The sequence below is a fragment of the Pseudomonas sp. G11 genome (assembly GCF_029457515.1).
GTDB lineage: Bacteria > Pseudomonadota > Gammaproteobacteria > Pseudomonadales > Pseudomonadaceae > Aquipseudomonas > Aquipseudomonas gorinensis.
Map to the genome: position 1 here is coordinate 5275893 of NZ_CP120377.1, position 25204 is coordinate 5301096.

Sequence of the window (25204 nt, forward strand, 5' to 3'; positions counted from 1 at the left end):
AATCCGCACTCAGGTCTGCTTGGGCGGCGGGCCGCTGGGGAACCATTTTTCCCGGGACGTGAACAGGAACAACTGCGAGTTATCCGCCGACAACGGCGCCTGACGCGCTTGCCAGGCGTCATCGTGCTTGTCCATGTCGGCGTCGTATTCGATGTGGCAGCCCAGCGGGCTGTTGAAGTACCAGAACCAGTTGGAGCCGAAGAGGTGACGGCCCGGCCCCCAGAAGCTGGTCCAGCCTTGCTGTTCGAAACGGCGCCCGGCCAGCAGCACTTCCGTGCCGCTGCCCATGTGAAAGGTGAAGTGCTCGCAACCCTTCATGTGCGGTGGCGTCTGGATCATGAACAGGCAATGGTGGTCATCGGAACCGGCTGGACGCATGAACGGGCCGGCGCCCACGAAGGTGTCGGTGGTCGTGAAGCCCAGGCGTTTGTAAAAGGCCTCGGCCTTGGCCGCATCCGGCACGAAATACACCACGTGGGACAGGGTGCGTGGCAGGGCCTGCATGTCGGGGGTGATGCCCGGTTGGTTGACCGGACGCTGGGGAGCATGGCCCGGCGCATTGGTCAGGTCAGCCGGCGCGCTGTAGGGGCGCCGTACACTGATCTGGAAACCCAGGGCAAACCCCATATCGTCCACACTGTGCACCGAACCATCGGCGCCACGGGTCACCAGGCGATCGCGCCCCAACTCATCGGCGATGGCCTCAAGATCAGCGACGCTGGCCACGCCATAAATGGTTTCACGAATCGAGGGCGCTGGCCCGATGGCCGCCGGCAGACGGGCATCGTCAGCACGACGGATAATCACGGCCGTGCCGTCGAGGGCTTCAAAACGGCCGCCCTCGCTGTCGACATCGACAGGTTGCAGGCCATAGTCACGCAGGCAATGGGTACAGGCTTGAATGTCGTCGACGCCAAAAATCAAGGCATCAAGGCCAATGATGTTCATTGTTACCACTCCATTTGAATTATTCAGCACACGGGCCGGACAGCAATGCCTGGCAGTGCGCTGCTGATGCTGGTTGTGGAGTCGATAGAGCGTCACGGCCAACCGACTGTGGGCCGATACTGAAGTGGCAAAAACGTACTGACTAATCGCTTGTCGGGATGCGACCTATCGGCAAACGCAATACCTGGTCGCGCAGCACCCAATGACGGGGAAAAACCCAAAGACACAGGCCGACGCCCCTCGTCAGGGGGCTTGACGGCGCGATAGGAAGGTCGGAAGGTATTTACAAAATAAATACAAGAATCGAGACCGCCATGCGTTTTAACCACTTGGATCTCAACCTCCTGGTGGCGCTGGATGTGTTACTGGAAGAGCAGAACATCACACGCGCCGCCGAACGCCTGCACATGACCCAATCCGCCACCAGCGGCGTACTGGGCAGGCTGCGCCTCTACTTCGAAGACGAACTGCTGGCGCAGGTCGGGCGCAAGATGCAACCCACGCCCTACGCCCGCGAACTGGCGGCGCCCGTGCGCCAGGTACTGCTGACGATCCAGTCCTCGATCACCGCCAAACCGGTGTTTGACCCCGCCACCAGCAAGCGCCATTTTCGCCTGATCACGTCGGACTATCTGATCAGCGTTCTGTTTGCCCGGGTGATCCAGAAGATCTCCCTGGAAGCCCCGCACATTACCTTCGAACTGCTGGGCCCTGGCGACGCCTCCACCGAGCTGCTGATGCGCGGCGAGGCCGACATGATGATCGTGCCCGAGCGCTACCTGATCGAAGGCCACCCATCGCAACTGCTGTTCGAAGAAGAGCATGTTTGCGTGGTGTGGGACGGCAACACCCAAGTGGGCGACAGCATCACCCTCGATCAGTACATCGAGATGGGCCATGTCTCGGTGATTTTCGGCCGCAACCGGCAGTTGAGCGTCGAAGAATGGCTGATGAGCCAGTACGGTTTCACGCGGCGCATGGAAGTGGTGACCCACGACTTCAACACCTTGCCGCAGTTGATCGTCGGCACCCAACGCGTGGCCACCATGCTCCAGCGCATGGCCAGGCTCTATGCCGACTACCTGCCGCTGCGCATCGTGCAACCCCCGGTGAAGATCCCGGTGATGCGTGAGTTCATGCTATGGCACCGGACCATGGAGGGGGATCCGATGCACCGTTGGCTGCGGGCGAAGATCAGTCAAATCATCAACGAGTTAGAGCAGTAGTGGCTGCTTGAAGGGCGAGTAGAGACCCTCGGGTCGACGGCGCGCATACGTTCTATCTGCGTTCGCAATACCTCCCATCCTGACTCGCGATTAGCCAAACAATGGGCCTCCCCTTAGCCTGCTTCGAACCGCCAGGTCCGGCGATCACCGCTCAAGACCTGGCCGTCTGCCTTTGCTTGCACAAGGACAATTACCCTCATGTTTCGCTACTTCCCGACCAACTACGTATGGAATCTCTCCGTCGATCTGGCCATTGAAATGGGCGCCCGCATCGGCGAAATCGAAGAGATGTGTGCGCCACTGCAAGAAGCCGCCAAGCAGCCGGATGCCGCCGGCAGCAAGGCCTTCCGTGAAACCTGGGCGAACATGGCCGACAAGCTGTGCGGCCTGGCTGAAGAAGACGAAGCCAAAGGCCGAATGTTGTCAGCCGGCGAAAAATACAACCGCGCCGCCACCTATTACCTGAGCTGCGAACGCCTGCAGGCCCATGGTGCTCCTGGCCGCACGCAGCTGTACCAACGCTTTCTGCACACCTTCCAACGCGGTATCGAGCTGGCGCGAGAAAACTGCGAGCGCGTTGAGATCCCTTACGAAGGCAAACACCTTTCCGGTCTGCTGGTTCGTGCCGAAGGCGTCAGCGGCCCGGCGCCGATTCTGGTGCAGGTCAATGGACTGGATTCCACCAAAGAAATGAAATACCGCGTCGGCCTGCCCACCTGGCTGGCCAAACGTGGCGTGTCGTCATTGATCATCGACCAACCCGGCACGGGCGAAGCACTGCGCCTGCATCACCTGACGGCGCGTTTCGACAGCGAGCATTGGGCCAGTCGCGTGGTGGACTGGCTGGAAACCCGCGACGATATCGACGCCAAACGTATTGGCCTGGAAGGCGTATCCCTCGGCGGCTATTACTGCCCGCGCGCGGTCGCCTTCGAACCGCGCTTCGCTTGCGGCGTAGTGTGGGGGGCCAACCATGACTGGCGTGATGTGCAGAAGCGTCGCATGGAAAAGGAAGGCAGTTTCCCGGTGCCGCATTACTGGTCGCATGTGTCGTGGGTATGGGGCGCCAAGGATACGGACGAATTCATGACCATCGCAGAGAACGTCCATCTGGACGGCATCCTGGATCGCATCAAGGTGCCCTTCCTGGTCACCCACGGTGAAAAGGACTCGCAGATTCCGCTTAAGTGGGCACACCGAACCTATGAGCAGTTGGTAAACAGTCCAAAACGCGAGCTGAAAATTTTCACCGAACGCGAAGGGGGTGTGCAGCATTCAAGTTTTGATAACAGCATCAATGCCGGTCAGTACATTGCCGACTGGGTGGCTGAAGTGCTCGGCGGTCATACCGCATGATGGGGGTCAAACGTACCAGACCCTCGGCAAGTGTCGGCCTTGCCTGAAACTACAACTGCACGACTCGGCGATGTTATGCACAACGGGCCCGAGTCCTGTATTCAAATGTTCCAAGTGGGGCAAAGGCACAAAAAAAAAGCCACTCATATGAGTGGCTTTTTTAAATTTTGGAGCGGGAAACGAGACTCGCATCTGGCGACCGACCCATTGAAAAATAAGGGTTTTCTTTTCTTGCCGAAGCAGGAAAAGACTTAATTCTGGACTCGTTTTTGGGGAGTATCAAGGGCCAAGAAGGGGTGACTCCGGGCTGTGCCATTTCCTTCTATCCATAGCCAACCGGACCGGAAGCGTCCGGTCTGGACAGTTAGGCGATGGTTTACGAGATGACGATGACGCGTCGGTCCGTGAAGGACGGCAGGCTCATCTCTTCACGAGCGAGCACGCACCGACCGAGTCGATGATGCCCTTTCAGCACCAGCGTAACACGCCCGCCATGTGGACTGCTTGTGCCCAAAATTCTCTGAAATTTAACATCCGCTCCGACCGAGTTGACCTAAACTCGCGATAGATTGGGATGGCAGACTGCATGTACACATTAGTGTACCTTCACCATTGCGGAACTGTTCGAAAAGGTATGGGAAACGCCGATGGTCAAATTGGCTCAGGACATCGGTGTGTCTGACGTTGCTGTCGCCAAGGCTTGCCGCAAAGCCGGCATCCCTCTCCCTGGCCGTGGCTACTGGGCGAAGCAGGAAAAGCAGCGACCACGCAAACCCAAGCCTCCTGCTATTGAGGGCGTGATCCAATTCCAAGTTCTCGACCATGCCCCCCTACCCGCTGCGAATAATGCGGAGACAAACTCACCTACAGTCCAGCGGATGATTGAAGTCCCGTCTCAATTGACCGAGCCCCACGCTCTGGTGAGTCAGTGGTTAAAAAGCGCAAAGGCAGCAAAGCTCAAAGATGGCTACCTCGATTACGCAGGCAAGCGTGTCTTGAATGCAATGATCTCCTCGTCATTGATCGAACGCTGCGCAATCCTGTTCGATGCACTAATCAATGAAGGTGAAGCTGAAGGTTATGCATGGAAGATCAATGCTGAAGGAAAAACCATTGTCACTGTTAACGACGAGCCCATAGCCATGCGACTCGTGGAACGCTTAGACAAACATCCGATACCGCCCCCGCCTCCCCCCAAGCGCCGCCCCGGTGCTCCTTGGGAACCTGATTTTATGTCTCTGCGAAGGCCACAGTTTGAGTGGACCTCAACGGGTGAGCTGACCTTTCAGATTGAAGCGCGGATGGATTATGGGGAGCGGAAAAATTGGAAGGACACCAAGACCGCACCGCTCGAGAAAAAACTACCTAGCATTTTGTCCGGCCTCACGTCCGCCTCAATCTCCATCAAGGCGCTTCGAGAGAAAGAGGAGGCAAGAAATCGTGAATGGGCTGAAAATGAGAAACGTCGCCTTGAACGTGTCCGAGAAGCAGAAACACAGCGTCGTCTCAGGCGGTCACTCGTTAAGCATACGGAGTGCTGGGAACGCGCCGAGCGCTTACGGGCGTTCATAAAGAGTGTTGAAGACAGCCTTAGATCTGCCTCTCTAGCAGACCCCGAAATGGCCCAGAGATGGATTGATTGGGCTCACAAGCAAGCTAACCTCTTAGATCCACTCCAGGAAAATCTCGCACAGATCACCAATTTGGACGTGCAGCTGGAAAGCTGGTTCAGTGGTTCACACTACGGCCAAGTGGAAAAAAGTTGGTGGTCCGAATAAGCGCTGAAAGGAGCATTCCATACCTACCTGCCTGGCTTAAATTCGTCGATTCGCCCGTCTCCCAGGATATGGTCCCTTACATCTCAACTTGCGTAGCAAGCTTTATCACCCGGTTTAACGGCAGCTTGAATACTTCAGGTTGCTGTTGGCATTCTTCAGCAAAAACGCAAACAGGTTTTCGCGCCACCGAGCCATGCCAATGCGCTTGGTTGGGATCACCGTCTCACGGCTGAGAAAGTAAGTGGTTCGCATAGGACTGAAATCGAGTTGCTCGAGATGGCACTGACTCAACGCCAGCGGCACGTCAGGCTCCTCCATGAAACCGAAATGGAGGCTGACGCGGAAGAACCCTTCGCCGTGGGCCTCAACCTCAAAGCGACGGCCTGCGCAAACGCGAGGACTGTCCTCGGAAACCACGGTCAGCAATACCGCCTGTTCATGGAGCACTTGGTTATGCAGCAGGTTGTGCAATAACGCGTGCGGAACGGCATCGGCCCGCGCCGTGAGAAAAACCGCCGTACCTTGCACACGTTGGGGTGGCTGTAAACGGACGCTGGCGATAAACAAAGGCAAGGGAAGCGCAGTTTCGTCGAGCCGCTCGACGATGACTCCCCCGAAGCGTGCCGAAGTATCAAATTATCCGCGCGGTGCCCGACGACACGGTGAGAGCTTCTAACGATCCCCAACGGCAGTTCACTACCCCCGCTCTCATCGCCAACGAGCGAGATTCGTCCCCAAAGAGCGGAAACAGTGTCTAAGAAATAACGCCGACTTAGCACCGGCCTTTGAACTGGTCAAGTAATTCTGGACACGAGTTAAGGTTTCACGCCGCCATTTTCTCCATAGCTACTGGCGACCGATAGCCGTTGTAGCTATGGAGCCTGACGTTGTTGTAACGCATCACATAACGCTGTACATCCACCCGAGCTTCGTGTTCCGAGCTATAGCCGTCTTCCGGCACCCATTCTGACTTCAGACTACCGAAGAAACGCTCCATCGGGGCGTTGTCCCAGCACTCACCTTTGCGACTCATGCTTTGCAGGAGTCCATGCTTGCGCATCTCATTCCTGAATTTGTGGCTGGTGTATTGGCAACCTTGATCGGAATGAAACAGCACCTCTTTTGGACGGCCTCGCAATTGAACTGCCATTCGCAACGCTTCGCAGGTCAGCGTGGCATCGGAAATCATGGAAAACGACCAGCCCACGATCCTGCGTGCAAACAAGTCCAGTACCGCTGCGAAATACATCCAGCGATTACCCACCTTGATGTACGTCACATCGCCACACCACACCTGATTGATCGCCGTGACATCAAACTTGCGCTTGAGCACATGCGGCGCCACCAGGGCCTCCACACCGGAAGATTTGTACTTGTGCCGACGTCGCTGATGACTGGCAACACCGGCTTCGCGCATTAAGCTGCGAGCCATATGCCGCCCGACGCGATGCCCCTTTGCTTGCAGCTCCTTGGAAAGGGTGCGAGCCCCCGCGGACGCTCTGGACTCCTTGTGATGCTCGACCAGCATGGCTTTCAGTTTCTCCCGCTCAGGCTTCACCTTGCCTTGGCGCTGACGCCAGGCGTAAAAGCTGCTGCGGTTGACTCCAAACGCCCGACAGCAATTGTTGACGCCGTACTGCTCGTCCAGCTCATTGATCAACGAGAATGATCTTTGGAGTCCAAAAGCAGGAGAGCACTGGCCTTCCTAAGAAACACCCTCCAGTGGTTGCAGCGTAAAACCAAACTCAGCCGCGCGTCGGTGTAGGCCTTTGACGACTCGCTCGCGATATTTTTGCTCATAGTGATCTGCTCCAGGGTCTTGATAATTCATGCCGAAACGCATGGCGTTGTAGAACAGGATCGCGATCTTTCGAGCGGTAGCCGTGACCGCCTTGGCTTTGCCGATTCGCGCCGCGAGCCGCCGATAAAACGCCCCCAATGCGGTATTGGTTCTGCCGACCGTCACTGCGGCTAAGCGCAGATGGGCGGTCACTCGATTTTTGGTCTTGCGGGTATGGGCCGAAAGTACCTTGCCGCCACTGATGCGACAGCCGGGTGCAAGGGTGAGCCAGGAAGTGAAATGGTGACAAGTCCGCCATCGACTCAGATCCGTGCCACACTCGGCGACCAGCCGAAGAGCCAGGTAGGGGCCGATGCCGTGGATCTGGGTCAGATCAACACCGACCAGTTGATAGAGCAAGGTACGTACATCGAAATTGAGCGCGTTGGGTTGCCGAGTGTTATGCCGTGGTTTTGGCAGCGGCTCAGCGGGCAATGTCTTTTCCTGCGAGAGCTTAATCAACGTTTGTGCAATCTGCTGGTCGCAAACCAGTAGCTGCGCTTGATAAGCGTCATACATGGACAGCGCCTGCGTCAAAGCGAAAACGTGCTCGGGCTGGTAGTTGCCGACCAGCGATGCCTCAATCACATCAACACCTGCCTTGCAGCGCTTGTCACTCAGCGCCGCTAACGAGGAGGGGTTGCGCTCGCCTGCGACGATGGCGCGAATTATCCGCATCCCCGACAAGCCGGTGATATCGGCGACGACGTGATGCAATTGCAGGTTCATGTGCGTGAGAGCTTTTTGCATGTGCTGAATATGCGCCGCGGCATAATCGAGATGACGCTCCCGCAGCCGCAAATAGCTGCGCAAAGCCGAAATCTCACGATCAGGGTGAAAGCTGGCTCGAAGCAGCCCACATGCATGGAGTCGTTGAATCCACTGTGCATCATTCACATCGGTTTTGCGCCCTGGCACCGCACGGGCATCACGCGCATTGGCGAGTACGACCTGAAGGCCGTGCGCTTCCAGTATTTCGTAAACCGGAATCCAGTAAACGCCAGTTGATTCCATGGCGACCGTCGTTATCCCAAGACTTACCAGCCAGTTGGCCATGCGCTCGAGATCGGCAGTGAAGGCCTGGAAAGTTTGAACGGATTCTTTGGCCAGGTCTGCAGGAACGGCCACCACATGAAAGCGTGAGCCAATATCAATGCCGGCTGCGTAATCATGAATAACCGGTAACCCACGCTGCTTCAGATCATGCTTTTTCATGAGCACCTCCAGTCAAGTTGAACTGGACGGGGACTCGGATCAAATCACCTTCCTAAACGGGGTCACGGAACGTGCCACCACTAACGGGTCCGCAGCTTCCCCTGGGTCAAGTTTTTTGACGGGGACTAAGCCTCCAAAAAGCCAGCGACCACTGTCCAGTAAGATCAGTGTAGAACGCAGTGTTTCTAATCCAATGGGCCGCGGAGCGCCGGGGAGGCGGTTTTTTAGGATTTCAATGTCCAGGTCTTTTTGTCTGAGCAAGGCTTTGAGCTGCTGGATCTCTCGCTGATCAGCGGTAATCGCCTTGGCCCCTTCCGGGGTCGACCCCAAGCGCTCTTTTCGAACCTGATCGACCCAACGGCGCAAGGCCGTAGGGCCAATATCCAGGCTGGCACAGACCTCAGGGACCGACTGTCCCTCGTCCAGCACCATGCTGGCAGCTTTGAGCTTGAACTCACTGGAATAAGATTTACGCATATCCAAACACCTCAGATTTGGGCGCCATCATAGCGCCCGATTGAAGTGTCCAGAATCATTAGGCCAGTTCACCTTCTTGTACTCATGTCGGGTTGATATGTACGTACGACTCGTGGAGCGGTTAGATAAACACCCGATACTACCCCCGCCTCCCCGCCTCTCCCCAAACGCCGACCAGCGGCTTCATAGGAACCTAGCTTTAGACACTAGAGAAGCGAGCTCAAGGATTGGTGGGTCATATTTTGATCCTCCCACAACGATAGCGACAGCAGCCCGACCCGCAGATCAAGCACAGCTTCGTAGGCGCTGAATGCTCGGTAAGCCTGCTTGTGTTGGATGAAGCACAGCAGAAGCGCGGTCATCTAATAAAACCACAAGGCCATCCGATTCCTTTCGCGAGGAGCGCAGAACAGCCAGCCCGTCACAATGCAGTCGACATCTAGCAGGATTGATTGCCAGTGATCTAAGAACGAAGCCTGTCCAACGTAGGCGTTCGAGTTCATCAACCTGATCATGAAATTCGCCCCACTCGGCGCGTTCGGCTCGGAGGCGTACGCGATCGGCAGCAACTGGTCGGCGGTGCTGATGGTGCTGATCAACCTAGTGCTGGTGCTACCCACCGGTCATGCTTCAACCTAGACGGCATGTCCATTTACATGTCGCTGTAGTGCTGTTCATCGTCAACGCCTACGGCGTGCCGATGAGCTGGGAACAACGCCTGGGCACCATCGCCATCATGCTGGTCACCTCCAAAGGGGCGGCGACGGTGTTCGGTGGCAGCTTCGTGGTGTTTGCCGCAACGGTCACGGCGATCGGCCTGTTGCCGGTGGAAAGTCTGGCGCTGCTGTTCGGCGTCTACCGCTTCATGGTCGATGGCGATCGCCACCTGCAACACCATCGACAACAGCGTGGCAAACGTGGTGGTGTCGAAGTGGTCAGGCGAGTTCACTGAACAGACCGCCAGGGCTGAATACCACCGAGTGTTTGGCCGCAGCCCAGAGGCAGCGCTCTAGTCGCTCATCGGTGTGCAGCAGTTGTCCTGAAGACCGTTCATGACGAAGGGCCGGCAAAGGGCCCTTTTTTGTATTCTCTCCAAAATCACTTGATCAGCTAAGTCTCAAGCATTGGGCGTCCTTCTAACCGAATTGGCCTGCGTGACGTATCCGACCGCGAGAGCTCAAACATTCGTGGTTGTTGATGAAAAGGCACATCTGCATGGGGGTAACGTCTCAGTCGTTGACCTTGAGGGGTTTGTACTCACACTTTTGTCGAGAAAAGTCGGTAGGTATCACCACAGATGCTTCAAAGAAGGTGCCAAAGTCAAAATCCTCTAGAGCAAAAGGCGCGACCAATACGGACTCCTGTGTGTTCCCAAGAAAAACGACCGGCTTGGAGGCTTTCACGTTGGCGCACTCATGCGAGTAATTGAAATCAAGTGCATGGGCCATCAGGTAGATTTTCTCTGAAATTCTTGAGTCATTCAGTTCTTCCTTCGACCAGCCCGAACCAAAAAGCAAAATCACACTGGACACACATATGAACAATAACGAAAACAGCGGCGGTAGTTCTACATCGCGGTCCGTCCACTTGGCTTTAACCCAGGTCAAAATAATCAGAAAATGAGCCAAGGCAGTTATCGTTGCCAAAGCCAATACAAAGGGGATCAACAACTTAAAGAGCACGAGCCCTGTAGTCAGTACCAATGTGACAGTGAATGCCGATGCGTCAACATGAAAAACACTGTTAACTAAACCTGCCGCTCGACCTCGAGCATAAAATATGACGCCCGACAAGATAATCGACACGATAAATTTTGTGATGTAAAAACCCCATAGCGATTTGACTAAGGCCGATCGTTCCAGCGATACACCAACAAAAATCGTACACAGCGTCACGCCCCACAATTGCAGCGTTAATCGGTGGTGCTCTATCCACTCAATATCACTGTTTCCCCATTGACCGATGGCCAAGAGTACACCGACTATACCGATCCCCCCCATGGCCCAACTGAGATTATAACGATGCTTGTGCTGCTCCCGTTCTTGCGCGATTAGAAACTCCGTCAAACGATGACTGATGCTACGCACATAGTATTTTAACGATTTTACAGAATTGCTAGACAGATCTCGCTCGTCTCCTTTCAACTGGCGATGGATTTCCTCGAGACTCCGTTCAATTTCTTTTGTCATTTTCAGTCCATTTGCTGTGTGGATCCTGCTTGTTTTTTATAGAGGGCGGCCGCGAAAACTGAGTGCAACACCTGACCTTTCCGGTACGGTGCTGCCCCTATGTCCTATTCCGAACTCAGCGTCGAAGAGCGCGCCATCATTCAACTCAGTCAAGCTCAAGGCTTCAGCCTGCGCGGCATTGCTCGCCTGATTGACAGGTCGCCCTCGACCATCAGCCGAGAGCTGAAGCGCAATCGAGGCAGTAGTGGTGCTTACTCGGCCCGCTGCGCCCAGCAACAGATGAACATTCGGCGCCAGGTTTGTCGCCCCAAGCGCAAGCTTGTGCCGGGCAGCGAGCGCTTCGAACTGGTGGCCCACATGCTGCGTAAGCGTTTGTCTCCCGAGCAGATTGCCGGCAAGCTGCGCAGCATGACCATACCCAACCTCAGAGATGCCTACGTCTGTCGTGAGACGATCTATAACGCGATCTATGCCTTGCCGGTCGGCGAGTTGCGCAAGGAGCTGATCGTCTGCCTGCGCCAAGGCAAGACGACGCGCCGGCCGCGCTCTGGTGGCGTGGATCGGCGCGGCCAGATCCCTGAGATGGTCAGCATTCATGTTCGCCCGCCAGAGATCGAAGACCGGCTGATGCCGGGGCATTGGGAGGGCGACCTGATCAAGGGTAAGGCCAACGCCTCGTCGGTAGGCACGTTGGTGGAGCGCACCAGTGGCTACCTGATGCTGATGAAGATGAACGACGCAACGGCGACCTCGGCGATGGAGGGCTTCAGTGCAGCGCTCAACAGCATGCCGCTGGCGATGCGCAAGAGCATGACCTACGACCAGGGCCGGGAGATGGCGCGGCATGCTGAAATCACCCAGCAGACAGGGGTCGCTATTTACTTCTGCGACCCGCACAGCCCCTGGCAGCGCGGTAGCAACGAAAACATCAACGGCCTGATCCGCCAGTACCTGCCCAAGGGGACTGACTTGTCGGTACACAGTCAAGAGCAATTGAATGCCATCGCCTTGGAGCTGAATATGCGCCCCCGTAAACGCTTCGATTTCAAGTGCCCGATCGAAGTCATGGGCGAGGTGATGCAGGAAGCCATGGCTATGCGGCATCATGCTCCAGCTTCAAATCAATAACCGTGTTGCACTCAGCTTCTGCAACCGCCGAGTATTTGAGCGCCCCGCGATAGTGAGCAATGATCCAGTTGCAGAGATTCGCGACTCAATATTCGGGAGCTGAAACTAACTTGTCAGAGTGTCGAGCTCGTTACTTGCCCAGACTCTCGAATTGGGTACTGACTTTTGAGCCTGGTGATTGATGCCGCTCAGCGGCACTTTCAATTTGGCCGGCCACGTGGCGGTGGCACCCTACTTGAACGAACCTATACCCGTTCCCAGTCTCGAGGATCATCCGGTAGTCCGAGGGTGGATGTGTCCACCAGTTCAAACGTTTCTGGATGGAGTACGGAGCTGGTGGCGTCGTTTAACAAGTCATCAATGGCGTGCAGGATGCTCTGATAACTACCTAGACTCTCGTGATCGAACATTGGATGAAATCTGCCATCTACCGCTTGAGCAATGTAGAACGTGCCGACCCGTGTCCTGTATTTCAAAATCGTGCGCATGTGCTGGCTTGCCCGCGTTGTCGGTTGAAATGGAACTGATCCAGAACAAAATTAGCAAAACGCCACTATGGCGTCCACCCTCCGATCTGCGCGGCGGAAACGGTGCGAGGCTGCTCCGGGGAAGAAAGTGAACGCCTCAAACCGCGAGCCCGCTAATCATTGTTACTTTCGATACACAGCCACCTGGCAGGACGGTATTGAGAAACAATCAGACATGAAAACGACTGCAGGTAGCAGCGAATCCGTTGCCCCTGCGAAACATTATCCAAGCGCGACGTTTTTTGACTGACGGATTATCGCTGAGCTATATGAAATCCGAGCCGCTGAAGTGTGGTTCGCTCTGCGGCTTTCAATTTCTTGACTGCCCAGACCAGGAGATTTCTGGGCCTCGAACTCGCCACATAGGCGAGCCTTGCCGCTTCTAAATTCTTATCACCAATCCAATCCGCCCAATGTGACTGATCCCCTCGCCTGGAAGCTGAGACCAGCATTGTCGCTTCGTGGGTTTCGCCTTTGATCTCATGAATTGTTGCCAACCGAATGCTGCTCTGCTGCAACGCCACCAACGATAGTCTCTGAGTGACCAATTGCTCACCGAGCCCCGCTGGGGAGCGCAATCCAAGTGCTACCAGTGGTGCAATTGCTACGGCAATATCGGCGATGACAAAGGCCTGCTTTGGCAGTTCATTAAGACGAGCTTTGGCGACCCTGCACCACCCGCGCCAGTGCTGACCTGCGACCAAGGCGCCTGTGCTTGTGACAAATGCCAACGCCTGATGAAGAAATAAACGCCACTCCAACTCGGACTCGACATCCACAGGGCAGTGGAAGGAATTGGGTTTTACTGAATACTCCAACTTGCTGGCCAGCCACCCTCCAAACAGCGCAAGCGACTTCTGGATGGCGAATGCCGAATCATTACCTGCCAAGGCGCAGGCCAGTGCCAAACGCTCGGTATCGTTCAGGTCATTGGCACCGCTGCAAAACCGGCTCAGTGTCGAATGACCGCGCGAGACGATCACCCGGTTCGCGTAGCTGTCACTGAGGCTCATAAACAGCGGCATCGCTTCCGAGGGACAATCGTCATACTCGACAATCACTGGCGCAGCCGATTGAATCGTTGGATTGCCGTGAATTTTGCTCCCCGGTACTAGTTCGGAGCAGAGGTCGACAATGGCCTGAGAACTGCGAAAATTCTGACACAACTGCAGACCGGTGAATCCATGAGCTCGAATGAAATGCATGACACGTGCGGGATCTGCATGGCGAAATCCATAGATCGACTGGTTGAGATCCCCCACGATGTGCATTTTCACGCCCAGCCCGAGCAAACCCTCCAAGATGGTTAACTGCTCTACCGAAAGGTCCTGACACTCGTCGATCACCAGAAATGGATATCGCAGGGCCAGTCGTGCGCAAAAGGCGGACAACTTTGCCTCGTGCAAGATCTGGATGGCGAGATGTTCAACATCCCTATATGTGGAAAAACCTGCCGCCTTGAAACGTGTCTTGGCCTCCCTAAGGTCACGCAATTGCCAATCGGCCAATACAACGGCGTTCAGCTTGCGGTCCAGTCCAGGCTCCCCCGTTCGGAAGACAAACTTACCCGTTGCTAGATCCAAGTCGTACTGATTGGCGGAAACGCGGATGTGTTCGATGGCGTATTTGGTTTTGAAGTACACCGTTGACGAGGCGTCGACCAACCTCAGCCGGAAGTCGCCGTTTTTGCCAGCATATCCGGTGAGCCGATGGGCCACGGGCGCCACGACACAATTGAGGATGAAGCTGTCAATCGTCGACACCCAGTGCGGGTAGGCCAACGGAGCCCGTTGCCGATGAGCGATTAACCGGCTCTTCAGTTCATTGGCCGCGCTGTTGGCAAACGACAGCAGTGCGATTCCTCCCGGATAGCCCTGCCAATCCTCGATTTCGCGTGCCACCTTCGCGGCAATTACCTCGGTTTTCCCGCTCCCTGGACAAGCCTCCAAGTAAATATTATCGTCAATGGAGGAGCCGAGATATGCCCGTTGCTCGTCGCTCGGAAAGATCATTCAGATCCCTCCTCAGCAATAGCGCACGCCCAACAGATGGCCTGCTTGATATAGCGCGGTACGGCAAAGACGCAGTCACCCTGCTCGAGCTTGTCGGCCAGTAGCTGGGCGTAGAGCCCCTTTCCCATGCTGGTAGAATCAATACGCTCCAGAAGCTCGTAGGCATATTCGGCTTTCTGCACCTCGGTCAGGGCCACAAAGTCGGCCGCGAGCATCTCCTTGAACGCGGCCTTGACGGAGCCATCGGTGGGCCAGTTGTCATACGCCACCTGCAGCATCAATTGCAGATTGCCTGCCGTCATCGCCAAGTCATACTCAAAAGTTTTAAGGACGCCACTAAACAAGCGCCCGTATTGGGATGTCGCAATGGTCGGAATCAGGCCCAGCGCGGGATTTGTTCCTGCGGCCAAATTCCCTGGATACGGTTTGATAGCCACGTCGACCAACTGCTCCTGCACCCGCACCTTGTGGGTTTTGGCCGGATCGTTGTCGGTGAGACCTGAGCAGGGAATAGGCAGGTTACGGCTTCGTAACTGCCCATCGACCTCACAAAACAGCTGCATGAAATGGGCGAAATAGATGCCGTTGAGATTGATGACGGACACCCCGTAGTCTTCCAGGGTGTTCAGTCCTTGGCCGCGATTAGCAAGCACGATTTTCGCCAGCTCCGGCAGTGCAATGGCCTCTGCCACGCCCTCGACAAGGATGACGCCTTTCGAGAAAAGCAGGTTGGATTTGGTGACATCCAGCCAGCGGTCGATAAATCGCCGACTCGGTTCCGCTAGGCCGCAAAAACGCGCAGGAACGGCGAGTGGTTCGGCTCCGCCGTTGATATGGATAATGTTGTTGATGGAGACGGCCGACGAAATAACAGTAGAGTGGGTAGTGATTACTACTTGAATATTCTTGTTGAGGGCCACCTCCTGCAGGTGTTTTAACAGCCTGATCTGCAGTTGCGGATGCAGGTGAGCTTCCGGCTCCTCAATCAACAGCAGCTTATGCAGTGTGCGCTCCCCCGGCCCCTCGCCATCCTCGACGACCAACTCGGCGAGAATGGAGGCGATGTAGAGCAGATTGTTGTAGCCAAGGCTGTTTTCATCCAGCGAGCGGAACTGCGACAGTTCGGCGGATGACGCGTTCGGAAAGTACAGCAAACGCAAGCCTTCGACGATCCTGGTGAAGTTGGATTCCGAAAACTGGATCGTGGTGTTTTGCGACAACCTTTCTCCGAGGGCGGCGCGTAGACTACTGGAGATCAGGTCATTCGCCCGTTTAATGTCTTGTTCAGCCGCTAGCTGGGAATTGAAGTCGGCGACTTTTACTTCAAGCGGATGCAACGTTCTGGTTTTAGCACATGCCTGTAGCTGGTCTTTGCACAATGCCTTCATCAGCCGGGATAATCTGGACTGTCGCCCCTCTCGCAGCTTCTGCTCCGCATCACGCAACGGTGGCAAATAGATGCAGTGAATTAGCTCTAGCGTCTGTTGATTGAAGCCCCCCGTCCTGATTGCGCCCCCCCAGAGCTCCTGGCTGTAGCGACCGCGCAACTCGCGGTTGAGCACGGTCAGATTGAGCACCGCTTCGTCCTGCTCACCACACCAGGAGTCGAGAGCTACTTTCTCGAAAACACTGAGATCGCCAAACGTCGCCGTGATGGCGAAACTGGGGGCGGGCACCGCGTCTAGCTCGAACGACTTGTGAAAATCGCGCTCGTTGATCGAGCGTTTACCCGACTCCGAATCCTGGAACAGCTGACGCAACGCGTTAATCACGCCCGTTTTGCCCGCCCCATTTTCCCCAACCAATACGTTCAACCCTTCATGAAACTCAACCGTGAAACGCCTGCCGAAACTCTTGAAGCCCTCAATCTCTAGCTTTCTCAAGTACATTAAATCTCATCCCTTCAACTTAACGTTTGGCAGGTGTGCTGGGGTGCGCTCACCTGGTGGTAATTGCCAATGTCGCCAATTGCCAAGGGGATGTCCATAGGCCATTAGTCGCTAAGTTGTGACTAGACTATTTAGGGCACTCCAAAGTGCCCCCCCAGAGTTGATGTCATATCAACCCCTGGCCGTGACGTTTAGACGAAATTTTCCAACAACATCCTGATTCACAAGTTGAAGTCAGGGACGGTCACTCACTCAAGTGCCTGATGAAACCCCATGGGCATCCATGGCTGGTTATTCCCCGTCCTTCTTTAGAGGCGGCGGAATGAAGTAATAATTCGTGTTACTCGACATCGGTCAACAGTCCGTCGCCTCCCGGCTCGTTGCTTCCATCGTTTGTCGGAACTTGCAGCAGCAGTCCACCGCGCAGTACCACGCGGATGGCGTTGACCTCCCTAGTACCTTGCAGGTAACAATCAAATTCAAGGCCAAAACACGTAGAGCCGACAGCCAATGTCTGCATTTGACCGATTCTGTTGAAAAAGTAGCTCCCCTGGCCGACCTCCGGCAAAATCTCTTCATTGGCCGGAGGGGGATCACACAGCATGATGGGACAGTTATCGAGTGGGCAGGAGCGACTGTTTTACTCCTTCAACCTTGAAGATCACATCCCAGCCAATCACCTTCTGCGCAGCATTGATCGGTGTCTCGATCTGAGCGACCTGCGCCATTACCTCGCTGATTTCTATAGCCCGATTGGGCGCCCTTCAATTGATCCTGAACTGATGATCCGCATGCTGGTCGTGGGCTACTGCTATGGCATCCGCTCCGAGCGGCGGTTGTGCGAAGAGGCCCATTTGAACCTGGCGTATCGCTGGTTCTGCCGGTTGAGCCTTGAAGATGAAGTACCCAATCACTCGACGTTTTCCAAAAATCGACACGGCCGTTTTCGGGACAGTGATCTGTTCCGCTGGTTGTTCAATGAAGTACTGCGTCGCTGCATGGATGCAGGGTTGGTCAAAGGCGAAGGCTTTGCCGTGGACGCCAGCATTATCAAAGCGGATGCCAGCCGGCAGCGCGGTGTACCGGGCGATGAACAGGTCAACTGGAGCGATCCGGCCCTGAGCACCCGCGCCGTGCGTGAGTATCTTGAGGCACTCGATGAAGAGGCTCTGGCCGAAACGCTACCGAAGCGCCTATCGCTGACTGATCCTCAAGCCCGCTGGACCGCAGCTCCAGGTGGCCCAGCGTTCTACGCTTACTCCACGAATTATCTGATCGATACCGAGCACGGTGTCATCGTGGATGTGGAACCCACACCGGCTCATCGCACGGCCGAGGTCGAGAGCACCAAGATCATGATCGACCGGGTCGAGGCGCAGTTCGACATCAAGCCGGAACGCCTTATTGGCGACACCGCTTACGGAACCGCGCCGATGCTGGCCTGGATGGTGGAGGAAAAAGACATAGAGCCGCATGTGCCGGTATGGGACAAAACCGAGCGCAAGAACGACAGTTTATCGAGCAACGATTTCCACTGGAATGAGGAGACTGAGGAATACCGCTGCCCAGCCGGCAATGCCTTGCGCAGCGAATGGCGTGCCTTCAAGAATGAGCGTTCGCACGTCACCAAAGCCAACACCATCATCTTCCGATCCCGGCAGACCGACTGCGTTTCCTGTCCGATGAAAGCCAAGTGCTGCCCGAACACGGCGTTCCGCAAGATCGCTCGCAGCGTCCATGAAGCCGCTCGTGATGTGGCTCGGCGCATTGCAGCAACGCCGGCGTATCAGCGCTCTCGCCACGAACGTAAAAAGGTCGAAATGTTGTTTGCCCACCTCAAGCGCATCCTGAAATTGGATCGCTTGCGGCTACGTGGCATGAGTGGCGCGACCGATGAGTTCACGCTGGCGGCTGCGGTACAGAACCTGCGTCGACTGGCCAAACTCACATCTCAAGGGCCACCTGCCACGGGATAGGTGCGCCTGCACGAAGCAAAAAACCTCAAATTAACCCAATAACAGAGCAGCAAAGGTCAACGAAGGGCCGAGAAACCACTCAATGTGGTGAGTAGGTTCTCCGGGGGGAGCCGTGCCTGAGTTCAGGCGAACTGAAAATCCGACTTTTTCAACAGAATCGGCCGGTTCCTGCCTTTCGCGACCAGCTACAATCGACCCAAAGCTGGCGATGGCGACAGGTAGAAATCGGCCAGTATGAGACATTCTTTGCTTTTAAAAGCCGGAGGTCCGGAAAGTTGTCTTCTGCAACCGACACTTCTTCCGAGCCTAGCCAAGAGGTGGAGCAAAGCGTTCCCCTGACAAAGCTACGCCCCCTAACTCCATTGGCTGCAACACTTGTGGAACCGTCATTCCAGCATGAACACAGCAGATAAAACGCACGCGAAGGCTCTACAGGACGCCCTTTTAGCCCTCGATCCTTCAGGCCCAGAAGGATTTGAAGGGTTACTCGGAGTCGTACTGGGTCAAATTACAGGACAATCTTTCCGTCTCGCAAAGTCAGGTACACAGCGAGGACGAGACGGCGATTCGGCGTTCGATGGCGGGGCCACATATTTCGAGGGCAAACGCTACAAAGAAGGCCTTTCGAAGAACGATATTTCGACGAAGCTTTTCGACGTTGCGAACGACGACACCGGGGTGGTGGATCTCTGGATACTCGGAGCAACATGCGAGGTGGCATCCCAAACAGTCGAAGACGGGCGGAAATTTTCGGCCAAGAACGGCTTCGGCTTCACGGTATTGGACTGGTCAAATAACGATCTCGGGGCACTGCTCGTAGCCACTGTTGCGGCAGGTTTAAAATCCAAAGCATTTATCGAACAAGGACTTACCGGAAAACTTGGCTCGGTCCTTATCGCACCCGCTATCAAAGCAATCGACCACTTTGAAAGACACGGGGATTATCCCTCAAGGCTGAGTGCGCTCAGAAAATCACTCGCCACAGACGTTGGGTTGGGCCACGCCAAGACGCTCAACCAAGAATGGCTGGGCCGGTTGTTCACAGACAAAGTGCAGGCGCGCGCCGAGCTCGGCCAACCACTCTCCCCATTTGATCCGTCCGGCCCTTCGGCACTCGACCGACCTGAGCGTGCGCTTCTTACAAAGGCATTCTCCGGAGCTCCAGAAAGCGAAATCTACGCAATTGTCGGTGAAGAGGGAGTCGGAAAATCCTGGCTGGCTGTCCAGAGCTGGAATCTGTCCCATCCCAAATCACTTCTCGTTCTGTGTCCTGCTGACGATTTGACCGGAGATGATGCAGAAGACTTTGATGACTTCCTAATTCGCAAACTGATCTATCAGACAGATGGAAATGTTACGCCGCAAGTGATCGCGCGCTGGCGGCGCCGTTTTAAAGACTGGCGCACGAACACTCCGGCAAGCTCCGTCCGCGTAGCCCTCATAGCGGACGGGCTCAACCAGCCGCTCAAGTCGAATTGGGGGCGTTGGCTCGATCGCGCCGCGCTACGCTTAAAGGAACTGGGCGGCTGCCTGGTAGTCACCACCCGTACGCCGCACTGGGCGTATCTCAAAAAAACGCTGTTTTGTGCAGTAAGGACGATCACGCTGGCCGAGTGGTCCATCAATGACGTGAAACAGATATTGGGAAGTCGCGGCATCGACTTCTCCAACACCAGAATTGAGGTTCTCGAATCCGTTCGGAATCCCAGACTTCTTGGTATCGCTATTGAGCTGATAGAAGCCAAGGCCATCGAGCTTTTGGATGAGCTAAGCGTCGGGCGGCTGCTCTTTGAGCATATGCGCAGAATGGAGCAGCACGGAGCGGCTACAGTTTCGGCGCCCGCATTCGCCGACCTTTTGAAAGACCTCGCAGCTAAGGTAGTGGCTCGAGCGAATGCGCAGAATACGGATGATCTTAGGCTGTTCGATGCCGTCCAAGAAGCCCAACTCGAAGCTGTTGCATCGAGCCGGTTCTTCTCCTCGGTGAAAGGAAGCGCATCACAGTATGAGATAAAACTCGATGGTCTAAACCTGGCACTCGCGCTCTACCTCGTCGGCCAACTCGAACTCGAGTTGCGCAACGAACGCGACCCGCGAGAAAAGCTAGCGACAATACTGGAACCGATCAGCGCACTTGATGAAACGGCCAAGGTTATCTTGCTCGCAACGCAGATCGCTTGCCTTGAAGATGAAACGAGCCCCGAGATACGCTCCGCGCTGATCGAAAAATTCGTATCACTGCAGAATCTTCCGAACAGCCAGGCCGACGCCTTCGCCGTGCTAGCAAAATCGGCCCCGCTCGCTTTCCTGCAAGCCGCTGAAAATGTATACCTGTCTCAAGAACACATCGCCAGCAAAGAGTGGCTGCTTTACGCGCTACTCAACCGGCGCGACGAGCCGGGAATTTGGCAGCACATTTTGGAATCTACGAAGCGTTGGCTTTCCTTCTATTCGCTTGCACCAGAACGAGGGATGCACCGGACGTCGGGCCATGGATCTGTCACTCATACTGACGAAGAGCGCAATAAAGTCTTGGCTAACATTCAAGTACGTCAGGCTGCCCTCACTGAAGCCGAGCGATCCTTCATGACTAGGAACCTCGTAATCGCTCCGCACCCTAGGTTCGATGGTATAAGTCGCTTCGCTCTCTATCTTCTGGCTGGTATGCCGCTAGAAGAGATCGCAACCTATCTTGTCCGTTGGCGGTTTTCTGCCGCACTCAATTCATCAACGTCGGTGCCCTATGCAGAATTCGAGCAGCTTCTTCACTACAACCGCGCCGATTGGGAGGAGACTCGATCAGCAATCCTGAAGGGATTGGAGGCGCTGCTGGCGGAACACTCGTCCAGCGTGGGGGCGTGGACACGCGTTGGCATCCTGTACGGCACCGGGGATGTCGGCGACGCCGAAGAGGGGGCCCGTATCCGCGGTGAACTCACACGCGACCAAGAACGCTTTGAAGGCTGGTCTATAAAAGAAAAATACAGCGCTGTTGATCCCTGCAATCCCGATACCGTTGAACCAGAGAACGTTATCGCGACAGCCCAAAACTATCGACAGATTGACCCAGAAAAAATTGCCATGAGCCGGGGAATGGCCCAAGAGGAACATTACTTCCGCGGCGCTCGGGCCGGTGTCGCACGCTTCGTACCTGCTGACGCGATACACACGCACCGAGCACTCGCGAGCGAAGTGCTCGGCCGTAGCGGGCATGCGCGACTTCAGGGCGTATTGATGCTTTTACGGCATAGTGCGGCCCTCACAAAAGACCTTGCCCAGCGCTTCCTTTCGGCCAGTGTAGCTAGCACCGCGTCGCATAAAGACGGGCAAGACGATCGGGACGAATTCCTTACGGCACAGTTTTCCGCGATCATCGCATTGCCGCATTTTACCGCCGACGAGCAGCTCGACGCGATCATAAAAATGCAGGGCGAGACCCTCCTACTGGAGCTGCTCTCATGCGTGCGCAGCGCCAAACCGGAAAAAGTGGAACAGGTGCTGGAGGGTGTTCAGCAGAGCGGAAATCAGCATGCGCAGACAGCGGTTCTTGCCTCAATCCACTATTCTAAATCGCCGCTCACACCGCGCGCTGTCGGTATTGTCAAAGGCTTCATCCGATCTCCACTAAAAAATCTCCGGCATGAAGCGCTCGCCCTCGCCGCATCGAGCGGTGACACCTCATTACTACAGGAAGTCATAGATAGTGGATGGAGCGCTGAAAAGCCGAACAAGCGCGACAGCAGCTTCGAGGAGTGGCACGGGTCCACCGCGATATTGAAAGCGTTGGAAGCGGGCCTGATAGAGACGGAGTCCGCGCTTGATCGAATGAACGTGTCCCACTACGGGTTCGCCGCCGAAACGCTACCTGCCGAACAGAATGATGCCATCGCCGCTCGCATCGAAGCCGCGCTTGTGAAAGCATTGGACTATGAGGGGGATGTGGAGTTGCCGGAGATTGAGGCTGGGGCGCCGACAGTGTCCGACCTCGCGCCTCCCCTAGTTTCGTTAGCGGAACGGGCTCCATCGGAAAACGACTTCGCATCCCAGATGAATCGGCTTTCGGAAACGGAAGAACAGTTCGACGAGCGCCAACGCCGCATGAACAATGCCTATGAACGCTTTGTCGGTGAGCTTACGGCTGTTGAAGCAGACCTAATACTCTCCGACCTCACGTTCGACGGCATCAAATCGATCATCGGACAGGATGCTGATCGCGATCAGCGCTGGCTCCGGATGTTGGTCGCCACCTCCGATCGAAAGCTCCGTCATCTTCACCACGTCGCCCTGCAGGTAGCGGTCGCACTCGGCACCAGCGGCAATCTCTTAGCACCTGAGTTCATTACCCGAATTTTGGCATTGGGCCCGACCATACGTCGTGTCACCGGCGCTGCAAAAATCCCTGTAGAGACCATTGTCCTATGGAGCAACACTGCTAACGCGGCGATGGTGGACATATGCAAAAGGCGCCTACGAACACCGCAAAGCGACAGCGACATCGCGCGCGAGGTCATCGCAGCCCATCTCTGCGGAAAGGTGGCAATTCTACAGACCTATATTGATGAACTTCTTGCCACGGACCGGCCGTACGAGACAGCACTTGCGCTCATGATTGCAGGCTTTTGCGACGATAGCGTCCACGCTGAGGCGGTTCTGTCTCGCTTCGACGGCACCGAGGGTTTCATTGGCAAGGCCCACTCAACTGCGAGCGATTCGTATGCAAGGAATCTTTGGGCAAAGACTTGGTATGAAAAGATGCTAAATGCCCAACGGCAGGAGGATTTCTGGAGCGCGTCCATTCTGTTTATGAAGATCGTCGATGGCCGTTTTGACATATGGTCCGAAGCCTCGATAGCACCAACAGCCATCTTCACGGCCTTTATGCCGACGATAAGTCGGGAGATCAGCAACAGAGCAATTAAGGTCCAGAAAAAGCGCCAAGAGAAGCTGTTCGGTGAAAAAGCTCCCTCATCTGTAATGTTGAGTTTTGAATAATGAAGTGCGAAGGCAGAGGCGAAAGCGTGGCCGCTTTCGTCGGTAGGTATCGACTTTGCGAGTGGCCGAGATAAGAGCGCAAAGCCCTGCCTCATCGGCATATTTCACGCGCCTTAGGCCAGTACTGGCAACGGCCCCATGCCATAGATATCATCGCCAGCTATTCCCGAAAGTGTGAGCTGATGCCGATTTTGCAAAACCATCGGAAGTCTATGGCACGTCTGTTGATGCGTTGCCTGGTGGACCGCCAGCTGGCACGTCGCGACCTTGCCCAACCCCTGCATATCGTGCTTCCCCGCTGGGACGCCAAACTGGGCGACGCGATCGTTTCTTCATTCTTCTTTCGCGAAGCGCAGAAGCTCGGTGCCCGGCTCACTGTGCTCACCGTACCGGAGCTGGTCGCCCTGCATCGGCTCGACTTCGGCGTCGACCGGGTCATCCCCGTCACTTGCCCATCCACGTTGACCGGGATGGGCCAACTGGTACGCGAATTGGGATCGGTAGATGTGTTGGTCCACCTAGTTGGCCGTATCCAGCCCCTCGAGATACTGTTCATCCGCTTGCTTAAACCTGCCCGGGTTTACTCGCTGGACGATGCTTTACACTGCGTCAGCGGCAAACTGGGTGAAGCCACCGCCCAGCTTAACGTGGTCGAGCGCTACGCCCGGGTCCTGCTCGATCTCGGGGCGACCCGGATCAACCGCGACTATATCGTCCCGCTTCCCGAACGACAGGACGGCAACACCGTCGCGCACATCCTGGTCAATCCCTATGCCAGCCGACCTGACAAAAGCCTTGGGTTCGCCAGAGCGCTCTCGCTGGTCCGTGCACTGGCGGATGCCTGGCCGCAGCACCATATTGGCATTCTGTGCAGTCCCGCCAGCCGTGCCGAGGCACTGCAACTCGAGCACGCCATCGCCCGCAGCAACGTCCGGACACTGTTCGAACTGGATACGCCCCGCGCGGTCGCGGGTGCCATCCAGCGGGCCGGGGTGGTTGTCAGCGTCGATACCGCCATTGTCCATATGGCCGTCGGACTTAAAGCGGCATTGGTCGCGATCTATCCAGCCAGTAACTTTTTCAATCCCTGGCTGCCGCCGCTTTCCCCCCGTACCCGGGTTGTCTTCAGCCGCCAGGAACCACGTCAGTACCCGCATACCGGCAGGAAAAACTTGAACGAATTCACTGATGTCGACGTGATTCAACCCGTCACCGAACTGCTCCAAGAGTCGATCGATGCGGCCCTCGCAGTGGATGCGCATATCGTTTCAGGCCTGGGCGTGGCCAATGGCACGCTGGCCCGCCAGCTGCCCTTGATCAGCCAGTCTTTTCCTGAAGTCGCCGATTGCCATCCGGGCACGCTGAACCTGCAACTGTCACGACCGCTGCGTTTGATCCATCCTCATCACCGCAGCGCTCCGCTGGCTTGGACACCGAGCGGACGTACCAGTGAGGTGTTCGACTTGCTGCGCATCGAGCTGGAATTCGACCACCTTGCCCACCGCGTGCCGGCCTGGCTGTACGTCGCCCACGGCTCGCCACACCGGCAGACCCCGACGGTGCACGAGGTGATCGCGACTCGCCTGGAGCTAAACGGGGCCCAACGTTGCCGCGTGCACCTGCCGGCGCATGCGGTGGAACTGGCCTGAAC

The 25204-nt window shown here is 56.0% G+C and carries 13 protein-coding genes and 3 pseudogenes; 8 read left to right on the plus strand and 8 right to left on the minus strand.

Annotated features, from left to right (window positions below):
- Nucleotides 1-9 precede the first annotated feature (9 nt).
- Nucleotides 10-948, minus strand: coding sequence for a VOC family protein (locus tag P2T68_RS24085; protein ID WP_277378410.1), 939 nt, complete (start codon nucleotides 946-948; stop codon nucleotides 10-12).
- A gap of 314 nt (nucleotides 949-1262) precedes the next feature.
- Here P2T68_RS24085 and P2T68_RS24090 point away from each other — a divergent pair, with 314 nt between their 5' ends.
- From P2T68_RS24090 to P2T68_RS24100, 3 genes are all read left to right on the plus strand, one after another.
- Nucleotides 1263-2174, plus strand: a complete 912-nt coding sequence (locus P2T68_RS24090; protein ID WP_024074544.1) for a LysR family transcriptional regulator — start codon at nucleotides 1263-1265, stop codon at nucleotides 2172-2174.
- A gap of 198 nt (nucleotides 2175-2372) precedes the next feature.
- Nucleotides 2373-3530 carry a prolyl oligopeptidase family serine peptidase gene (locus tag P2T68_RS24095; RefSeq protein WP_168233135.1) on the plus strand — a complete coding sequence of 386 codons (1158 nt, stop codon included), beginning with the start codon at nucleotides 2373-2375 and terminating at the stop codon, nucleotides 3528-3530.
- A gap of 647 nt (nucleotides 3531-4177) precedes the next feature.
- Nucleotides 4178-5308 carry a hypothetical protein gene (locus P2T68_RS24100; RefSeq protein ID WP_277378411.1) on the plus strand — a complete coding sequence of 377 codons (1131 nt, stop codon included), beginning with the start codon at nucleotides 4178-4180 and terminating at the stop codon, nucleotides 5306-5308.
- A 76-nt stretch (nucleotides 5309-5384) separates the two neighbouring features.
- On the opposite strand, the pseudogene P2T68_RS24105 reads toward P2T68_RS24100, so the two are convergent.
- From P2T68_RS24105 to P2T68_RS24120, 4 genes and pseudogenes are all read right to left on the minus strand, one after another.
- Nucleotides 5385-5917 (minus strand): annotated as a pseudogene (locus P2T68_RS24105) (KUP/HAK/KT family potassium transporter); the annotation flags it as partial.
- A 214-nt stretch (nucleotides 5918-6131) separates the two neighbouring features.
- Nucleotides 6132-6971 (minus strand): annotated as a pseudogene (locus P2T68_RS24110) (IS3 family transposase); the annotation flags it as partial.
- Between the two features lie 42 nt (nucleotides 6972-7013).
- Nucleotides 7014-8363, minus strand: coding sequence for an IS110 family transposase (locus P2T68_RS24115; protein WP_126587413.1), 1350 nt, complete (start codon nucleotides 8361-8363; stop codon nucleotides 7014-7016).
- 39 nt (nucleotides 8364-8402) lie between these two features.
- Nucleotides 8403-8840 carry a transposase gene (locus tag P2T68_RS24120; RefSeq protein ID WP_249410712.1) on the minus strand — a complete coding sequence of 146 codons (438 nt, stop codon included), beginning with the start codon at nucleotides 8838-8840 and terminating at the stop codon, nucleotides 8403-8405.
- Between the two features lie 492 nt (nucleotides 8841-9332).
- Between P2T68_RS24120 and P2T68_RS24125 the strand changes: the two are divergent.
- Nucleotides 9333-9853, plus strand: a pseudogene (locus P2T68_RS24125) (cation:dicarboxylase symporter family transporter); the annotation flags it as partial.
- Between the two features lie 216 nt (nucleotides 9854-10069).
- Here P2T68_RS24125 and P2T68_RS24130 read toward each other — a convergent pair.
- A complete protein-coding gene (locus P2T68_RS24130) occupies nucleotides 10070-11029 on the minus strand; it encodes a hypothetical protein (RefSeq protein ID WP_126587301.1) in 960 nt (319 codons plus the stop codon).
- Nucleotides 11030-11128: 99 nt separating this feature from the next.
- Here P2T68_RS24130 and P2T68_RS24135 point away from each other — a divergent pair, with 99 nt between their 5' ends.
- Entirely contained in the window at nucleotides 11129-12157 is a 1029-nt protein-coding gene (locus P2T68_RS24135; protein ID WP_019818564.1) for an IS30 family transposase, read from the plus strand.
- 781 nt (nucleotides 12158-12938) lie between these two features.
- Here the strand turns inward: P2T68_RS24135 and P2T68_RS24140 are convergent.
- Together P2T68_RS24140 and P2T68_RS24145 are read right to left on the minus strand one after the other, a co-directional pair.
- On the minus strand, nucleotides 12939-14696 hold the full coding sequence (locus P2T68_RS24140; protein WP_126587303.1) for an ATP-dependent helicase: 1758 nt from the start codon (nucleotides 14694-14696) through the stop codon (nucleotides 12939-12941).
- Nucleotides 14693-16585, minus strand: a complete 1893-nt coding sequence (locus tag P2T68_RS24145; protein ID WP_126587304.1) for an AAA family ATPase — start codon at nucleotides 16583-16585, stop codon at nucleotides 14693-14695. The genes P2T68_RS24140 and P2T68_RS24145 overlap by 4 nt, the downstream gene beginning before the upstream one ends.
- A 602-nt stretch (nucleotides 16586-17187) precedes the next feature.
- On the opposite strand from P2T68_RS24145, the gene P2T68_RS24150 reads away from it, so the two are divergent.
- The 3 genes from P2T68_RS24150 to P2T68_RS24160 all read left to right on the plus strand — a co-directional run bounded on the left by P2T68_RS24150 (nucleotide 17188) and on the right by P2T68_RS24160 (nucleotide 25202).
- Entirely contained in the window at nucleotides 17188-18561 is a 1374-nt protein-coding gene (locus P2T68_RS24150; protein WP_042910153.1) for an IS1182 family transposase, read from the plus strand.
- A gap of 396 nt (nucleotides 18562-18957) precedes the next feature.
- On the plus strand, nucleotides 18958-23553 hold the full coding sequence (locus P2T68_RS24155) for a hypothetical protein (RefSeq protein ID WP_212799537.1): 4596 nt from the start codon (nucleotides 18958-18960) through the stop codon (nucleotides 23551-23553).
- Between the two features lie 182 nt (nucleotides 23554-23735).
- Nucleotides 23736-25202, plus strand: coding sequence for a glycosyltransferase family 9 protein (locus P2T68_RS24160; RefSeq protein ID WP_212799536.1), 1467 nt, complete (start codon nucleotides 23736-23738; stop codon nucleotides 25200-25202).
- Nucleotides 25203-25204 lie beyond the last annotated feature (2 nt).

Coding starts and splice junctions, on each gene's coding strand:
- P2T68_RS24155 (WP_212799537.1), top strand. CDS start 18,958: ATGAACACAGCAGATAAAACGCACGCGAAGGCTCTACAGGACGCCCTT.
- P2T68_RS24150 (WP_042910153.1), top strand. CDS start 17,188: ATGATGGGACAGTTATCGAGTGGGCAGGAGCGACTGTTTTACTCCTTC.
- P2T68_RS24095 (WP_168233135.1), top strand. CDS start 2,373: ATGTTTCGCTACTTCCCGACCAACTACGTATGGAATCTCTCCGTCGAT.
- P2T68_RS24135 (WP_019818564.1), top strand. CDS start 11,129: ATGTCCTATTCCGAACTCAGCGTCGAAGAGCGCGCCATCATTCAACTC.
- P2T68_RS24115 (WP_126587413.1), bottom strand. CDS start 8,363: ATGAAAAAGCATGATCTGAAGCAGCGTGGGTTACCGGTTATTCATGAT.
- P2T68_RS24085 (WP_277378410.1), bottom strand. CDS start 948: ATGAACATCATTGGCCTTGATGCCTTGATTTTTGGCGTCGACGACATT.
- P2T68_RS24120 (WP_249410712.1), bottom strand. CDS start 8,840: ATGCGTAAATCTTATTCCAGTGAGTTCAAGCTCAAAGCTGCCAGCATG.
- P2T68_RS24090 (WP_024074544.1), top strand. CDS start 1,263: ATGCGTTTTAACCACTTGGATCTCAACCTCCTGGTGGCGCTGGATGTG.
- P2T68_RS24100 (WP_277378411.1), top strand. CDS start 4,178: ATGGTCAAATTGGCTCAGGACATCGGTGTGTCTGACGTTGCTGTCGCC.
- P2T68_RS24145 (WP_126587304.1), bottom strand. CDS start 16,585: ATGTACTTGAGAAAGCTAGAGATTGAGGGCTTCAAGAGTTTCGGCAGG.
- P2T68_RS24160 (WP_212799536.1), top strand. CDS start 23,736: ATGCCGATTTTGCAAAACCATCGGAAGTCTATGGCACGTCTGTTGATG.
- P2T68_RS24130 (WP_126587301.1), bottom strand. CDS start 11,029: ATGACAAAAGAAATTGAACGGAGTCTCGAGGAAATCCATCGCCAGTTG.
- P2T68_RS24140 (WP_126587303.1), bottom strand. CDS start 14,696: ATGATCTTTCCGAGCGACGAGCAACGGGCATATCTCGGCTCCTCCATT.